The 15800-nt window shown below is 67.2% G+C and carries 16 protein-coding genes and 1 tRNA gene; 9 read left to right on the top strand and 8 right to left on the bottom strand.

Annotated elements, in window-relative coordinates; genetic code table 11:
- A partial coding sequence (locus tag ACFFJC_RS09370; RefSeq protein WP_379487237.1) for a helix-turn-helix domain-containing protein occupies positions 1-1255 on the top strand: 1255 nt, incomplete at its 5' end.
- Between the two features lie 17 nt (positions 1256-1272).
- On the opposite strand, the gene ACFFJC_RS09375 is transcribed toward ACFFJC_RS09370, so the two are convergent.
- The 3 genes from ACFFJC_RS09375 to ACFFJC_RS09385 form a co-directional block, all read right to left on the bottom strand.
- The gene (locus ACFFJC_RS09375) at positions 1273-1992 is read right to left on the bottom strand and encodes a hypothetical protein (RefSeq protein WP_379487238.1); all 720 of its coding nucleotides are present in this window, start codon (positions 1990-1992) and stop codon (positions 1273-1275) included.
- A gap of 68 nt (positions 1993-2060) precedes the next feature.
- Positions 2061-3557, bottom strand: coding sequence for a tyrosine-type recombinase/integrase (locus ACFFJC_RS09380; protein WP_379487239.1), 1497 nt, complete (start codon positions 3555-3557; stop codon positions 2061-2063).
- Between the two features lie 114 nt (positions 3558-3671).
- Positions 3672-3762, bottom strand: a tRNA-Ser gene (locus ACFFJC_RS09385).
- 78 nt (positions 3763-3840) lie between these two features.
- Here ACFFJC_RS09385 and ACFFJC_RS09390 point away from each other — a divergent pair.
- Positions 3841-4797: a peptidylprolyl isomerase gene (locus ACFFJC_RS09390; RefSeq protein ID WP_379487240.1), complete on the top strand. Its 957-nt coding sequence runs from the start codon at positions 3841-3843 to the stop codon at positions 4795-4797.
- A gap of 52 nt (positions 4798-4849) precedes the next feature.
- Here ACFFJC_RS09390 and ACFFJC_RS09395 read toward each other — a convergent pair whose 3' ends face one another.
- The gene (locus ACFFJC_RS09395; protein ID WP_379487241.1) at positions 4850-6943 is read right to left on the bottom strand and encodes a RelA/SpoT family protein; all 2094 of its coding nucleotides are present in this window, start codon (positions 6941-6943) and stop codon (positions 4850-4852) included.
- Positions 6944-7168: 225 nt separating this feature from the next.
- Between ACFFJC_RS09395 and ACFFJC_RS09400 the strand changes: the two genes are divergently transcribed.
- From ACFFJC_RS09400 to rutA, 5 genes are read left to right on the top strand one after another with little or no spacing between them, the layout of a single operon-like run.
- Entirely contained in the window at positions 7169-7678 is a 510-nt protein-coding gene (locus tag ACFFJC_RS09400; protein ID WP_379487242.1) for a PilZ domain-containing protein, read from the top strand.
- Between the two features lie 44 nt (positions 7679-7722).
- The gene (rutB, locus tag ACFFJC_RS09405; protein WP_379487243.1) at positions 7723-8454 is read left to right on the top strand and encodes a pyrimidine utilization protein B; all 732 of its coding nucleotides are present in this window, start codon (positions 7723-7725) and stop codon (positions 8452-8454) included.
- A gap of 3 nt (positions 8455-8457) precedes the next feature.
- Complete coding sequence (gene rutC / locus ACFFJC_RS09410; protein WP_379487244.1) at positions 8458-8841, top strand: pyrimidine utilization protein C; 384 nt, start codon at positions 8458-8460, stop codon at positions 8839-8841.
- A complete protein-coding gene (rutD, locus tag ACFFJC_RS09415) occupies positions 8834-9616 on the top strand; it encodes a pyrimidine utilization protein D (RefSeq protein ID WP_379487245.1) in 783 nt (260 codons plus the stop codon). The genes rutC and rutD overlap by 8 nt, the downstream gene beginning before the upstream one ends.
- A 3-nt stretch (positions 9617-9619) precedes the next feature.
- Positions 9620-10693, top strand: a complete 1074-nt coding sequence (gene rutA / locus ACFFJC_RS09420) for a pyrimidine utilization protein A (RefSeq protein WP_379487246.1) — start codon at positions 9620-9622, stop codon at positions 10691-10693.
- Positions 10694-10724: 31 nt separating this feature from the next.
- Here the strand turns inward: rutA and ACFFJC_RS09425 are convergent, their stop codons facing one another.
- Positions 10725-12002: an MFS transporter gene (locus tag ACFFJC_RS09425; RefSeq protein ID WP_379487247.1), complete on the bottom strand. Its 1278-nt coding sequence runs from the start codon at positions 12000-12002 to the stop codon at positions 10725-10727.
- Positions 12003-12060: 58 nt separating this feature from the next.
- The gene (hemF, locus tag ACFFJC_RS09430; protein ID WP_379487248.1) at positions 12061-12924 is read right to left on the bottom strand and encodes an oxygen-dependent coproporphyrinogen oxidase; all 864 of its coding nucleotides are present in this window, start codon (positions 12922-12924) and stop codon (positions 12061-12063) included.
- Positions 12925-13001: 77 nt separating this feature from the next.
- Here hemF and pdeM point away from each other — a divergent pair, with 77 nt between their 5' ends.
- Together pdeM and infC are read left to right on the top strand one after the other, a co-directional pair.
- Positions 13002-13709, top strand: coding sequence for a ligase-associated DNA damage response endonuclease PdeM (gene pdeM, locus ACFFJC_RS09435; protein WP_379487249.1), 708 nt, complete (start codon positions 13002-13004; stop codon positions 13707-13709).
- Between the two features lie 163 nt (positions 13710-13872).
- A complete protein-coding gene (infC, locus tag ACFFJC_RS09440; protein WP_379487250.1) occupies positions 13873-14394 on the top strand; it encodes a translation initiation factor IF-3 in 522 nt (173 codons plus the stop codon).
- Between the two features lie 101 nt (positions 14395-14495).
- On the opposite strand, the gene ACFFJC_RS09445 is transcribed toward infC, so the two are convergent.
- Positions 14496-15029, bottom strand: a complete 534-nt coding sequence (locus ACFFJC_RS09445) for a J domain-containing protein (RefSeq protein ID WP_379487251.1) — start codon at positions 15027-15029, stop codon at positions 14496-14498.
- 102 nt (positions 15030-15131) lie between these two features.
- Positions 15132-15680 carry a peptidoglycan-associated lipoprotein Pal gene (pal, locus tag ACFFJC_RS09450; protein ID WP_379487252.1) on the bottom strand — a complete coding sequence of 183 codons (549 nt, stop codon included), beginning with the start codon at positions 15678-15680 and terminating at the stop codon, positions 15132-15134.
- Positions 15681-15800: the final 120 nt, after the last annotated feature.

Genomic DNA, 15800 nt, shown 5'->3' on the forward strand with positions numbered 1-15800 from the left:
ATGGAAACCCCGGGTCACTTCTCAGTGGCAATCAACAGGGGAGGGAACGGCAGCTGTCGCCCGTGTCATTGGAGTTGATAAGGACACGGTACTGACCCACTCCGCGTCAGTTCGACGAGTGAAGCGTAGCTTTCCTCAGGCCTTATCTGATTCGCTACGCACCTCGACGCTTACGCCAAGGCCGAAATCGCGTCGCAGGATCAAGGAACATCACATTCGCAAAATCGAAGCAGGTTTGCGGGCGGGCGTTTCTATGCGCCAAATCGCGAAGCGGTTGAAATTCTCACACAAGACGATTCAGGAAGCCAGTCGCGGCATCCGTAAATCTCTTGCGGAGAGCGGCGTGACCTGCGGCTGCGGGCTTCCCCTCGGCCACCCTCGGCTATGCACGGTGACCGCGAAGTCTACCAGGACGGTGCGCGAAGGCGAGATCACGCCTCGTCACCGGCGACATATGGAGGAACGGTTCCTCGCCGGACAGTCGGCGCACGAGATCGGCGGGGCCATGGGCTTCACCCACGTAAACGTGTTGGCCGCGACAAAAGACTTTCGGGCGCGCATGTTCGAGCAGGGCGTCGCCTGCGGTTGCGGAAAGGCGCTAGGGCACCCCTACGCCTGCAAATTCAATCTCCGGCGGCGGAAGACGTGGCGAGGCGGCGGGCTCACAGCAATCGGCAAGCGTCGGGTACGGATCGCCCTCCTAGAGGGGCATCACCTCCCTGACATCGTTCGCGACCTCGATGTTGCCGAACTGTCGGTCCTCCAGATGCGGAAGGCGCTGACGCCGGATGAGCGCCAGCAGCGCAAGCGAGCGATGCGCGACAGGGAGGCAAAGCCTGCCCAGGTGATCCGAACCTATGAGGTGCCGGAGGCGGAATATAGGGCGCTGATCGACCATGTGACGCCCTATCTGCGTGATCGCGCTGACCGCTACGCCAAACGCCTTGAGACGCGCTCGAAGGACGACCTTTTGCATGATGGCATCCTAACGCTCTGGAGCACGCGCCACACCTTCAAGCGAGACTTTGACGACCGGCCAATTGAGGAGCGCTTTCGGGTTTGGGCAAACCGCATCCTCTATCTCGTGTTCGTCAAAGCCTACTGGGCTGACGGCGGGGGCCGGATGCGGCAGGCACCGGAGTTGCGTTCTCAGCGCGGGGATGACGATCGCCGTGACTTCCTCGCAGACATGATCGTGGACACCACCAGCGCGGCGATCCTCGACGAAATAGACCTCGGGGCGGGCGACACTTGATGCGAACAGCGCCCGCCTTACGGTGCTGCGAGCCCGTCTAGGCATCGAACATAACTGTCGCCAAAATCATCCCACTCGAAAGCTGGTAGAATGGTCGTTCGAACTCTCGCTGGTCCGTCGCTCTGCTCGACCCGTTCAAGCATCCAGCTCAGAACTTGGCCGCCGATAAAGCATCGCGTTTCGTTGGGAAGTTCATCTTGCTCCTTCCGCTGCTGCTTCATAAGGCTGACGAAATCATCCGGGAATACCCCTAGCGGGACATCCGTCTGCGTTGCGGGTTTTAAATGAATCCCATACTCTAGCGGCTCGCTGTTGAAGTCGTTAGTCGAGCGGTACGCAAAGCCGACAAAGCGATCCTGAACCGGGTCAAAAGCGAGATGGTAAATCGAAGTCGTGCAATTTATTTGCTCTTCTTCTGGTCGACTGCAATGAATGTCACGCATGATGTCAGGGGCGAAAGCGTCAACTTGGGCAAGATCAACTGCAAGTGTGCTACCAAAGGCTCGCATCACCCAGTCGAGTATAAGTCCGTGCGAACCTCTTCCGCATATCAATCCATTCCAATGCGGAACTGCAAACACCTTTGTCGTAAAATACGCAGGCTCGTGTTCGTAGGTCACAAGAGTGTCAGCAACCACATAAACCGCTTGTTCGCTAAGAACGAAATTCAGTGCTGTCATGCAGGCACCTTGGCCGGGATTAGATGCGCCGACAAGAGCAGCGGCAGTAATTTCCAACCGCCAGTTTTTGGAAATCGCTCAGGGCTACAGGCCAACAAGTTCGGTCGACGCGCCGCCTCTCAATATCATTTACTGCGCCGCCCCGGCCCCGTCGCGGCATACCGGATCGGCTGCCCCAGATGGATCTCCGGCTCCCAGAAGTCGGCGGTGAGCAGATCGGCCCATTCCTCCGCCAGTTCGCGCCGCCGGTCTAGGTAGGAAGCCCGGTTATAGGCGCCCTCCACTTTGTTTTCGGGCACGTGCGCCAGCATCAGGTCAATGATCGCGCGATCCGGCGAGGCCCCGGTATGGCCGGTAGCCCGCCACTCGCGGTCCGCGCGCTCGTTCATGATCGTGCTGAAGGCGGCGCGGAAGCCGTGCGGGACATGCCGACCGCCATAGCCGCCGCGAATCAGCAGCGCGCGTAGCGTGTTCTCCGACATCGGCTTGAAGGGGTTACGCTCGCTGGGGAAGATCAGCGGGAACTGGCCGGTCACCAGCCGCGCCGCATCGAGCACCGCAAGCGCCTGGCGCGACAGCGGAACGATATGGTCGCCATCTTCCTCGGCCTTGCGGTCCTCGTCACCCTTCATGCGCTCGGACGGGATCACCCAGCGCGGGTCTTTGCCGTCGAGGTCATGCAATTCGTCCCAGCGCGCGCCGTGAACCTCGTTCGGGCGAACGGCGGTCAGGGCGATGAAGCGGAGCGCGAGCTTTGTGGAAGCCCGGCAGCGCTCGGCCTCGCAGTCGACCATCATCTGGCGCACGGCGGCCAGCTGCTCCTCCGGCCCGCGCTTGCCGTCGATGATAGAGGGCTGCTTCTTGCTTTTCGGCTTGTCCTTCAGGTTGGCCCCGAGGCCAGCCGCCGGGTTCATTTCGCATAGCCCAGCGCCGACGCCATAGGCGAAGATGCCCGCGCAGCGCTGGCGCAGGCGGTGAGCCGTCTCTATCGCGCCCCGCTTCTCAACCTTCTGCAGGACTTCGAGCAGCTTCGGCGCCTTCACCGCCGTGATCGGCAGATCGCCGATCGCGGGATAGATGTCGCGCTCAAGGCTCATGAGCACGTCGGCGCTATGGACCGGGGACCAGGGCGCGCGATGCACCGTCCAGTGCCGGGCGGTCCGGTGCGACCACTTGCCTTTGTGCTCGGCCCGGTAGGCGTTCAGCTTCTCCAGCGACCAGCCGCTGTTCAACTCGAACCAGCGGTCGCCGACCGACCGCAGCGTGTTCGCGTGCTCCATCGCCTTGGCCTTCGCGGCCACGACCTTTTCAACGGCCGGGTCTCGCCCATCATTCAACATGCCCTTGGCCTCGTCGCGCTTGGCGCGGGCGGCGACCAGTGTCATCGCGGGATAGGTGCCGAAGGTCAGGGTCTTTTGCTGGGGCTTACCGGCAGCGTTCCGGCCGAAGGTGTAGTTCATCCGCCAAGACCGCACGCCCGTCGTGCTGACGTTCAGATATAGCGATCCCGAATCCGCAATCTTATAGGCCTTCTCGCGCGGCTTGGCCGCCTTCACCTTCGCGTCGTTCAGCATGATCCCGATACCATGGATCGACAGGCCCGATACCATGTCGAATGCCATGGTATTGGTTGCACGCCTATGCACAACCGGACACCATGACCCTCATGGTGGAGCACAAAAACGGCTGATTTTCAAGGGTTCTGGCACGCCTATGCACCCGTAGGCATAGGCAAATGGCGGAGCGGGAGGGATTCGAACCCTCGATACGCTTTTGACGTATACTCACTTTCCAGGCGAGCGCCTTCGACCACTCGGCCACCGCTCCGCATGCACTGGTAAGGCGCTGGCCCCTAGCGCGGGCTGTGGGCTTTCGCAAGCGCCGTGGTGATGGCATGGAGGGATCATGCGCAAAAACCTGACCTGCTTCCTGCTCGCCGGCCTGGCCCCCTTCCTGATCGGCTCGGGGGAGGCGGCGGCGCCGCGCACGCCGGACGAGGTGGTCAAGGCCGCGCCTGCGGGGGAATGGACGCGGATCGCGGCGTCGGACCTGCTGGTCATGGACCTCGCGCCCGATGGCAAGGGGCGGGCGCGGCGGGTGGTGATCCAGCTGCTGCCCGCGCCCATCTCGCAAGGGTGGACCGGCAATATCCGCCGGCTGGTTGCCGCACGCTGGTTCGACGAGATCGCGGTGGTGCGGACACAGGACAACTACGTCGTCCAGTGGGGCGACCCGCAAGGAGAGGTGCCCGGCAAGGCCAAGCCGCTTCCCGCCGGGATCGCCACGGTGCCCGAGAGCGACTATCGCACCGCCGCCTCGGCCGCCATGCGGGCGGCGGTGAGCCTGCGACGGGACCGGGGCCGACGGGCGCCCTCCTCTCCCCTCGGCGCCGACGCCTATGCCGCGCAGACCGGCTTCCTCGCGGGTTGGCCGGTCGGCCTCGAGGGCACGGACCTGTGGCCTCTCCATTGCTACGGTGCGGTCGGAGTGGGCCGCAATCTTGCGCCGGACACCGGCACCGGCGCGGAGCTCTACGCCGTCATCGGCCAGGCGCCGCGGCAGCTCGATCGCAACATCGCGGTGGTCGGGCGGGTGATCGCGGGGATGGAGCACCTCTCCTCGCTCCCGCGCGGAACCGGCAAGCTCGGGTTCTACGAGACCGCCGCAGAGCGCACGCCCATCCTCTCGGTGCGCCTGGGCAGCGAGGTCGCGGGCCTGCCGGCCTACGAGTACCTCTCCACCCGCAGCGCCAGCTTCGCCGCCTACGTCGCCAGCCGCGCCAACCGCAAGGACGCCTTCTACGTCGTCCCGGCGGGCGGGGTCGACATCTGCAACGCGCCCGTACCCATCCGCGCACGCTGAGGGACAGGCGCCGAAGCCGAGCGGGACGGCACGCGGCCCGCCGCGTAGAGGCTCAGATGCGTTCCGCCTCCGCCACCGCCTCGCACGCCCGCAGGGCTCCGACGATGCGCGTCAGGTGCGCGAGGTCCGAAACTTCCAGGTCCACCTCGTACGTGCCGAAGGGCTCGTCGCGCTGGGTCATCTGCAGGTTGGTGACGTTCGCGCGGTTGCCGGCGAAGATCTGAGTGACTTCGGCCAGGGTGCCCGGGCGGTTGTAGAGGACCAGGCGCAGGCGCCCGACCGCACCGGTGGTCCGCTCGCCCCACGACAGGTCGAGCCAGTCCGCATCGACATCCCGGGCCAGCGTCATGCAGTCGATGGCATGGACCTCTACCTTGTGGTCGGGCCGGCGCAGGCCGACGATACGGTCGCCCGGAACCGGGTGGCAGCATTCCGCGAGCTCGAAGCCCACCCCCGGCGTGAGGCCGCGGATCGAGATCGCACGCTCTCCCCGGGTCCATTCCGGCTCCTCGGGCAACTCCGCGGTGCTGCCGGGGACGAGCGCCTCCATCAGCTGCCGGTCCGAGATCCGGCCCGACCCGATGGCGAACATGAGGTCTTCCTCGTCGCGCAGTTCCAGGCGCTCCACGGCATGCGCCAGCGCCTTCTTGCCGACGCGCTGGGGCAGGCGCCCGGCGATCTCGTCGTAGAGCTTGGAGCCGATCTCGGCGACCTCGGCACGCTCCTTCGCCCGCACCGCGCGGCGGATGGCGGCGCGCGCCTTGCCGGTCACCACGAAGGCCAGCCACGGCAGCTGCGGCTCGGAATTCGGGCTCTTGATGATCTCGACCACGTCTCCGTTGGCGAGCTGGGTGCGCAGCGGCACGTGCCGCCCGTTGATCTTGGCGCCCACCGCCGCGTTGCCGAGATTGGTGTGGACCGCGTAGGCGAAGTCCACCGCGGTCGAGCCCTTGGGCAGCTGGAACAGCGCGCCCTTGGGGGTGAAGGCGAAGATGCGGTCCTGGTAGATCGCCAGCTTGGTATGCTCGAGCAGTTCCTCGGCATCGTGGCTGGCGTCGACGATCTCGATCAGGTCGCGCAGCCAGCCCACCTGGCCGTCGGGCCGCGCGCCGCCCTGCTTGTAGGCCCAGTGCGCGGCCAGTCCGAACTCGTTGAGGCGATGCATCTCGCGGGTGCGGATCTGCACCTCCATGCGCATCGAGCGCTGGAAGATCAGCGCCGTGTGCAGCGACTGGTAGCCGTTGGACTTGGGGGTGGAGATGTAGTCCTTGAAGCGGCCCGGGATCATCTGCCAGGCCTGGTGCAGGACGCCGAGCGCCTTGTAGCAGTCCTCCACGTTGTCGGTCAGCACGCGGAACGCCATGATGTCGGTGATCTGCTCGAAGTTGACGTGCCGCTCGGCCATCTTGCGCCAGATCGAGTAGGGGTGCTTCTCGCGGCCGGAGACCTCCACGCTCAGCCCGGCTTCGGCGAGCACCTGCTTGATGGCGAGTGCGATCGCGTCGACCTGCCCGCCCTCCTGGCTGCGGATCTGCGCCAGGCGGCCCGAAATCGTGGCATAGGCCTCGGGCTCGAGCTGCTCGAAGGCGAGGAGCTGCATTTCGCGCATGTACTCGTACATGCCCACCCGCTCGGCAAGGGGCGCGTAGATGTCCATGGTCTCGCGCGCGATGCGCCGGCGCTTGTCCTCGTTCTTGATGAAGTGGAGGGTGCGCATGTTGTGCAGCCGGTCGGCCAGCTTGACGAGCAGCACCCGCAGGTCCTCGCTCATCGCCAGCAGGAACTTGCGCAGGTTCTCCGCCGCCCGCTCGCTCTCGGTCATCACCTCGATCTTGGAGAGCTTGGTCACGCCATCGACCAGGCGCGCCACGTCGGGACCGAACAGCTTGTCGATCTCGTCGATCGTGGCGAGGGTATCCTCCACCGTGTCGTGGAGCAGCGCGGTGATGATGGTCTGCTGGTCGAGCTTGAGCTCGGTCATCAGGCCCGCGACCTCGACCGGGTGGCTGAAGTAGGGGTCGCCGCTGGCGCGTTTCTGGGTGCCGTGCTTCTGGACGGTGTAGACGTAGGCACGGTTGAGCAAGGCCTCATCGGCCTCGGGCGCGTAATCCTTGACGCGTTCGACGAGTTCGTACTGGCGCAACATGTCAGGATGTCATTTCAGGATTCATCACGCGGGGACAAGGGCCAAGGCCGCAACATGCATATTTTGCAAACCGGCTGCGGCGCATGAGCCGCACTTCGAGGTGATCTACAGAAGGGTTTCGTTAACCACGCCGGAACGGTCGTCCTGTACACCCGTGCCGGGTCGAAGCCCGGATCGCGTCTTGCCGGCGCGCCCCCGCTCCGGCCCGAGGGAGCAGGAGTCATCATGACGACGCGGTACCGATCCGGGAGCGATGGGGATGATCGTCCGGGCGACCTGCACGCCCAGTGGGGCAAGGCGGCATCGCTCGCGCTGCCCCAGTCCCTTGCAAGCGCGCGCGGGACGGGCGATCACCCGCACCGCTGCCCCCGGATGCGCACGCTCATCTGCGCCGTTGCCGGGACCGGGGACGCGGCGGGCGTGGAGGTGATCGTCCGCAACGTTTCACCGGGCGGCATGTGCATCGCCTCGCGCACGCTGCTGCCTCGCGCCGGAGACACCTTGCACATCACGCTCCCCGGGCAGGCCGCCCTTTCCGCGCAGGTCCGCTGGGTCGGCGACGGCGAGTTCGGCGTGCAGCTCCTGGACGGACAAGCGACGGAACCGTTTCCGGCGGCCTGCGGATCCCGCGGGTCCGGGCTCGAGGCGGCGCTCGGGCGCGTGCTCGGCATGGCGCCCCGGCCGGCGCGCGGGTCGACCGGCACGCGCCCCTGCGCGGGCTCGGACCCTCGATGACGTGATGGCTTGAAGAAACCGCGCGGCTGCATGATAGTGCGCGGGTGAGCGAGACCATCGTCGATCCCTCTCCTGCCCGTTCCGGTCCTTCCGCCGTGCTGCGGGCTCGACCCGAACCGATCCGCCTCGATCCCGCCAGCACCGCCGTCATCGTCGTCGACATGCAGAATGCCTACGCCACCCCGGGCGGCTACGTGGACGAAGCGGGGTTCGACGTGGGTCCTGCGGCGGCGGTCATCGACAGCATCGCGCACGTGCTCGACGCCGCGCGCGCATCGGGAATGACGGTGGTCTTCCTGCAGAACGGCTGGGACCCCGATTATCGGGAGGCCGGAGGGCCGCTATCGCCCAACTGGCACAAGTCCAACGCGCTCAAGACCATGCGCGCGCGGCCGGAACTGGCCGGCCGGTTCCTCGCCCGCGGCGGCTGGGACTACGAGCTGGTCGAAGCGCTGAGCCCCAAGGACGGCGACTTGCGGGTCCACAAGCCGCGCTACTCCGCGTTCTTCAACTCGCAGCTCGATTCCGTCCTGCGGGCACGGGGCATCCGCACGCTCGTCTTCACCGGCATTGCCACCAACGTCTGTGTGGAATCGACGCTGCGCGACGGCTTCCACCTGGAATACTTCGGCATCCTGCTGGAAGATGCCACGCATCACCTCGGGCCCGATTTCATCATGCAGGCCACCGTCTACAACGTGGAGAAATTCTTCGGCTGGGTGAGCACCGTGGCCGAGTTCCAGGCCGCCACCCGCCCGCTTGCCGCCAAGGAGTAGCCGATGCCGTTCGAGCCGATCAACCCGCCTCGTTTTCCGCCGCCGATCGCGCCCTACTCGGCCGGCGCGAAAGCCGGCGGGGTGCTCTACGTCTCGGGCATGCTGGCGCTGGGGCAAGGCGGCTTCGTGCTCTATCCCGGCGACGCCGCGGGCCAGACGCGCCACGTGCTGGAATCGGTCAAGGCGACCGTGGAGGCGGCCGGCGGCACCATGGCCGACATCGTGATGAACCACATATTCCTCAAGGACATGGCCGACTATGCCGCGTTCAACGCGGTCTATGCCGAGTACTTTCCGGGAGACAAGCCCGCCCGCTACTGCATCCGGAGCGATCTCGTGAAGCCCGAGTGCCTGGTGGAGATCGCCGCGGTCGCCCACCTTGGGTGAGGCCGCCGGCCTCCACTATGACATCCACGGGCCGGACGGCGCGCCCACGCTGATCCTGTCGAGCGGCCTCGGCGGCGCGGGCGCCTACTGGACGGCGAACCTCGCCGCGCTGGCCGCGGAATACCGGGTGGTGACGTACGACCAGCGGGGCACAGGAGCCAGCGCGGCCGCGCCCGCAGGAGAGACCTCCGTCGCCGACATGGCGCAGGACGTCGTCGCGCTGATGGATGCGCTCGGCATCGACCGCGCGCACTTCATCGGCCATGCCCTGGGCGGGATGATCGGCATCGAGGCCGCGCTGCTTTCGGGCCGGATCGACCGACTGGTCGTCGTCAACGGATGGCGCACGCTCTCGCCGCATACTGCCCGCTGCTTCGATGCGCGCCTCGCGATCCTGAGAGGTGCGGGCGTCGAGCCGTTCCTCCGCGCGCAGCCCTTGTTCCTCTACCCGCCCGACTGGATCGCCGCGCACGATGCCGATCTGGAGGCCGCGCTGGCGCATCACCTCGCCAGTTTTCCGGGCGTGGACACCATGGAGAAGCGCATCGCCGCCGTGCGGGCGTGGTCGCCCTCGCCCGACCGCCTGAGCGCCCTGCGCTCCGTGCTCGTCGTGGCCACCCGTGACGACGTCCTCGTGCCCTACTCCGCCGCTCTGGACCTCGCGGAAGGGTTTCCCGCAGCCGACGTCGCCACCTTCGCGTGGGGCGGCCATGCCTGCAACGTCACCGATCCCCACGGCTTCAACCGCCTCGTCCTCGGCTTTCTCGGGAGCTAGTCCATGCAAGTCGGCGTCTTCGTGCCCATCAACAACAACGGCTGGCTGATCAGCACGACATCGCCGCAGTACATGCCCAGCTTCGATCTCAACAAGGAGATCGCGCAGCGGGCCGAGAAGCACGGGCTCGACTTCCTGCTCTCGATGATCAAGTTGCGCGGCTTCGGCGGCAAGTCGCAGTTCTGGGAATACGGGCTCGAGAGCTTCACCCTGATGGCCGGCCTGGCCGCCGTGACCGAGACGATCAAGATCTACGCCACCTGCCCCACGCTCATCATCCCGCCCGCCTTCGCGGCGCGCATGTGCAACACCATCGATTCCATCAGCCACGGCCGCTTCGGGCTCAACCTCATCACCGGCTGGCAGCCGCCCGAATACACCCAGATGGGCCTGTGGCCGGGCGACGCGCATTTCCGCAACCGCTACCAGGTGCTCGACGAATACGCCCGGATCCTGCGCGAACTGTGGGAGACCGGCCGCTCCGACTTCAAGGGCGAGCACTACACGATGGACGACTGCCTCGTCCGGCCCACCCCCACCGGCGAGATGAAGATCATCTGCGCCGGCTCCTCCGACGCGGGCCTCGCCTTCTCGGCCAAGTGGGCGGATTATGCCTTCTGCCTGGGCGTCGGGGTCAACACGCCCACCGCCTTCGCCTCGAACAACGCGCGCCTGGCGAAGTTCACCGCCGCGACCGGGCGCGACGTGCAGGTCTTCGTCCTCGTCATGATCATCGCCGCCGAGACCGACGAGGAAGCGCAAGGCCGGTGGCAGCTCTACAACGAGGGCGTCGACCTCGATGCGATCGCCTGGCTGGCGGACCAGGGCGCCAAGGACACCGTCAACACCGACACCAACGTGCGCCAGCTCGCTGCGCCCGAAGGGGCGGTGAACATCAACATGGGTACTCTGGTGGGCAGCTACGCGACGGTGGCGGGCATGCTCGATGCCATGGCCGAGGTGCCGGGAACCGGGGGAGTGCTGCTGACCTTCGACGACTTCGTGGCGGGAGTCGAGGCGTTCGGCACCCGCATCCAGCCGCTGATGAAGAGCCGCAAGGGCGTGGTTGCGCGGTGAACCCGTCGCGGGCCGGCACGCTGTTGCGCTGCTAATGCCGCCCTAATCGCGCGCTATCGGGCCGCGTCTCGGGCAGGGTCAGCAGCACCGGCAGCACGCAGAGCGCCACCAGCGCGATCATCAGCCCCGGCGCCGTCGTCGATCCGCTGCGCTCGGTCAGCACCTGCGCCAGCCAGGGAGTCAGGCCGCCGAACAGCGCCGTGGCCGTGGTGGCGCCCAGCGCCAGCCCGCTGAGCCGGCCTTGCGCGGGCACCTGCTCGGCCGTGGCTACGGCGCCGACCGCGCTGACGCCGCCCGCCAGCATCGCCAGGACCACCGCCCCCAGCAGCGCTGCGCCGCTCGATGCGCCGGCCAGGAGACGGAACAGGAGATAGGGCGCGCCGGCGCAGAGCACCGCCAGGCCCACCAGCACCGGCCGCCGCCCCACCCGGTCCGAGAGCAGGCCCACGAAAGGCGTCACCACGATCACCGCCAGCGCGGCCACGGTCGCCAGCTGCAGCGCCTGCGCTTCGGTGAGGCTGCCCGCGGAGGTGAGGTAGACCGGCACATACGTGATGCCGACGTAGTAGGTGATCGAACCCAGCGCCGAGATGGCGAAGCCGCGCATAACGCCGGCTTTGTAGTGCGATAGCGCGCGGTTAAGAGGCCGGCGCGCGAGCGTCCCGGCTTCGCGATGACGCGTGAACTCGGGCGATTCCTGCATCGCCGCGCGGGCCAGGACGATGAGACCGGCCAGTGCGGCGCCGAACAGGAAGGGCAGACGCCACCCCCAGGCGTTCAGAGTGGGGGCAGGCAGCAGGCTGACGGTCAGGGCCGCGGCGCCCGCGGCGAGCAGCCCGCCGACTTCGCTCGTCGCCGCCGCCAGCGAGGTGACCAGGCCGCGCCGTCCGGGCGCCGCGCCCTCCAGCAGGTAGGCCACCACCCCGGTGTACTCGCCGCCGACCGCAAAGCCCATCACGCAGCGCAGCGCCAGCAGAAGCACGCCGGCGGCGGGCCCCACCTGCGCGCTGGTCGGCAGCAGCGCCGTGAGCAGCATCGCCACGCTCATCAACGCCATCGACGCCAGCAGCGTCGCGCGCCGCCCATGGCGATCTCCATAGTGGCCGAAGACCAGCGCCCCCACCGGCCGCATCAGGTAGGCGACGGCGAAGCCCGCCAGCGTCGTCAGCACGCCGCCGTGCCCGGCGAAGAACACGCGCGAGAGCACCGTCGCGAGATAGAGGAACAGCGTGAAGTCGTACCACTCCACGATCGTCGAGAGCGCCGCCAGCGTCAGCGAGCGGCGATCGAGCGGTTCGTGCGGGTCCATGGGTGGAGCGTAATGGAGCGCCGGGGCTGCGGCAACCGTGCGGCCTTGGCGCCGCTCCTCAGCTCCAGGTCGCCTCGGGCGGCAGGCTCATCAGGATGGCGTCGATGTTGCCGCCGGTCTTGAGGCCGAACAGCGTTCCTCGATCGTAGACCAGGTTGAACTCGGCATAGCGGCCGCGCCATTCGAGTTGGGTGGCCTTGTCCGCCGGGGTGAACGCCATGCCCATGCGCCGCCGCACCAGGCGCGGGAAGACGGCGAGGAACGCCTCTCCCACGGCCCGGGTGAACGCGAAGTTCGCCTCCCACGCCTCCTCGTCCCCGCACTCCAGGTGGTCGTAGAAGATGCCGCCGACGCCGCGGTGGACCTTGCGGTGCGGGATGTAGAAGTATTCGTCGGCCCACGCCTTGTAGCGCTCGTAGTACCCCGCGCCGTGGGCATCGCAGGCGGCCTTGAATGCCGCATGGAACTCTGCCGTGTCCTCGGCATAGGGAATCGGCGGGTTCAGGTCCGCGCCGCCGCCGAACCAGGCCTTCGTGGTGGTGAGGAACCGCGTGTTCATGTGGACCGCCGGGACGTGCGGATTGGCCATGTGCGCGACGAGGCTGATGCCGGTGGCCGAAAAGGCGTTCTGCTCTGCCGAGGCGCCGTTGATGGTGCCGGCGAAGTCCTTGGTCAGGCCGCCCGACACGGTGGAGATGTTCACCCCCACCTTCTCGAACACGCGGCCCTTCATCAGCCCGCGGGTGCCGCCGCCGGTCTCCGCCGCCTCGCCCTCGACCGCGGCCCGCTCCCAGGGGGTATAAGCGAAGACCGCGTCGGAACCGGCCTCACGCTCGATCGCCTCGAATTCGGCGCAGATCGCATCGCGCAGGCTGCGGAACCAGGTGCTCGCGCGCGCAGTGAAGGGGGTCCAGTCCGTCATCCGTGATCCTCGTGGCAGGCTGCCTGCATCTTTGCGAGGCGCTTGCCAAATCGGATGGGCTGCGGCAAGGGAAAGCCATGGTTCCCTTTTCGTTCCACCGCGAGGAGATGGTGCTCGTCGATGCCGGCGCCGCGCATGCATCGGGGCGCTGCCCCAGCGCGCTCTACTGGCCGCGCGAGCAGGCGCTGCTGGTCGCCGACCTGCACCTCGAGAAGGCGAGCTTCTTCGCCCGCGCGGGGCAGATGCTGCCGCCCTACGACAGCCGCGAGACGCTGGAACGGTTGGCCACGGCGGTCCGCGCGACGGGCGCCCGCCGGGTCCTGGCGCTGGGGGACAACTTCCACGACAGCCGCGGCCCCGACCGGCTGGAGCCCCACGCCGCGGGGATGCTCGCCGCGCTCACCCGTGCCCTCGACTGGGTATGGATCACCGGCAACCACGACCCGCACCTCGGCGCCGAGGCCGGCGGGACGCGGGTGGAGGAGCTCGTCATCGCCGGGCTCGCGCTGCGCCACCAGGCGCTGCCCGGAACGTGCGAACCGGAGATCTCGGGTCATTTCCACCCCCGCCTGGTGGTCTCCGCACGCGGCCGCAGGATCGCTCGCCCTTGCGCCGTAGGCAGCGAGAAGCGCCTGATCCTGCCGGCCTTCGGAGCGCTCACGGGCGGCATGAACGCCGCCGATCCGGCGATCCTCTCCGCCCTCCAGCCCGCCGATGCGATCGAGGCGCTGGTCCCGGCGCAAGGGCAGCTTGTACGCTATCCGCTCTGGCGAAAGGCCGCCTGAATTCCCATATCGGGGAGGTGGCCGGCAAGCCGGCCCTGGATTCATCTGACTTTCGGCGATTTCCCGCTTTGCGCAAGCGCGCGAATCGCATTAATGACGCGCGAATCCGAGCACGCTACAATAACGATTCAGGAGAACGCTTATAGCACCCCCACCCCGGCGTATGATGACGCCACCGGTCAAGAGCGGACCGCGTTTCAATAACATGATCCAGTCCGACAAGGTTCGGGTCATCGATCAGGATGGCGAGAACCTGGGCGTCATGTACACGCGCCAGGCGATCGAGCAGGCCGCCGAAGTCGGCCTTGATCTCGTCGAGGTGTCGCCCAACGCCGATCCGCCGGTGTGCAAGTTCCTGGATGTCGGCAAGTACCGGTACGAGGCCCAGAAGAAGGCCAACGCCGCGCGCAAGACCCAGAAGACGCAGGAGATCAAGGAGATCAAGATGCGTCCGAACATCGACGACCACGACTACGACGTGAAGATGCGCAACGTGCAGCGCTTCATCGCCGACGGGGACAAGGTGAAGGTCACGCTGCGCTTTCGCGGCCGCGAACTGTCGCACCAGCAGCTGGGCATGGACCTGCTGCGCCGCGTCCAGACCGATGTCGAGGATGTCGCCAAGATCGAAGCCTATCCCCGCATGGAAGGCCGCCAGATGCTGATGGTGCTGGCGCCCAAGTAAGCGGTTCCAGCTTGCCCATCCCGAAGGGCGCGGCGGCGGGCCGCGCCCTTTTTCGTGTCAGTCGGGAGCCATATGCCTCGGCAGCCTGCGAAAGGCCGCGCTCATCCCTTCCATTCGCGGCGTTCTTCGGCCGCGCGCAGGACTTCGTAGGCAAGCTGGTACGTCTGGAACGCCTTCGCGGCTTCCGGATCGTTCGGGCGCACGTCGGGATGGACTTCCTTGGCCCTCGCGCGCCAGGCCCGCTTCACGGCGTCGAAATCGGCATCGGGATCCAGCCCCAGCGCTTCCAGCGCCCGCATCTCGTCGCGGCTGCGGGTGCCATCGCCCGAGCCGCCCCAGCCGTAGTGGGCCGATTCCTTGTAGCCCGCCTGCTCGGAGCGCTCCTCCGCCTCGCGCGCGGCAGCCTCCTCCGCGTCCAGGCCGGCGAAGTAGTCCCACCCCGCGTTGTACTCGGCGGCGTGCTTCTGGCAGAAGTACCAGCGGTCCGGACTGTTCGGGCTCTTCGGAGCGGGGCAGTCGCCCGGCTCGTTGCAGCCGTGGCGGTCGCACAGGCGGACCTGCGCCGCCTCGCGCGAGCTGCCGTAGCCGCGCCAGCGCGGGAAGCCCCAGTCAGTAGATCGGCGTGCGCGGCTCATCAGGGGGGCGATACGCGCCGACTCGATGGCGATGCAAGTCTCGGGCGCAAAAAGAATGAGCGGCGCGGGATGGCCCGCGCCGGCTCGGGCCCGATTGCGGCGTCAGTCGATGGTGACGGTGACGGCGCGGCGGTTCTGCGCCCAGGACTGCTCGTCCGAGCCCAGGGCGATCGGGCGCTCCTTGCCGTAGCTGATGGTGGAGATCCGGCCCGGGTCGACACCGAGGCTGACCAGGTAGTTCTTGGCCGCGTTCGCGCGGCGCTCACCCAGCGCCAGGTTGTACTCGCGCGTGCCACGTTCGTCGGCATGCCCCTCGATCGTCGCGCGCTTGGAGGGATACTGCATCAGCCACTGCGCCTGCCGGGCGAGCGCGGCCTGGTCCTGTGCGTCGACGTCGTACTTGTCGAGATCGAAGTAGATCGTGTCCGCGCCCATCATCTGCGCCACGAAGTCCGCCTGGCTGCCGGGCACCGCGCCCGCCATCTGGTCGGGCCCCGTCGTCGACGAGGTCGGCGTCGGCTGAGGCGGCAGTTCCTTCGGAGCCTTGGTGCCGCACGCCGAGATCGCCAGCGCGCCGGCGACGACGAGCATCGTCGCACCCGCGTGACGCGCTCGGGTGCCCCGACGGGGCATGATCAAGGAGGAAGACATCGGGCAATCTCCTATGCTGCTCGACCCTGAGAATGGCCGGCATGGTGTGAAGTTCCGTTCAATTCTCTACACAGTCAACCTGAACGCGGGGCAACCGAAGCCGTCCACGCGCGCGCTCAG

It is taken from the genome of Novosphingobium soli, from assembly GCF_042432915.1.
Taxonomy (GTDB): Bacteria; Pseudomonadota; Alphaproteobacteria; order Sphingomonadales; family Sphingomonadaceae; genus Novosphingobium; species Novosphingobium soli.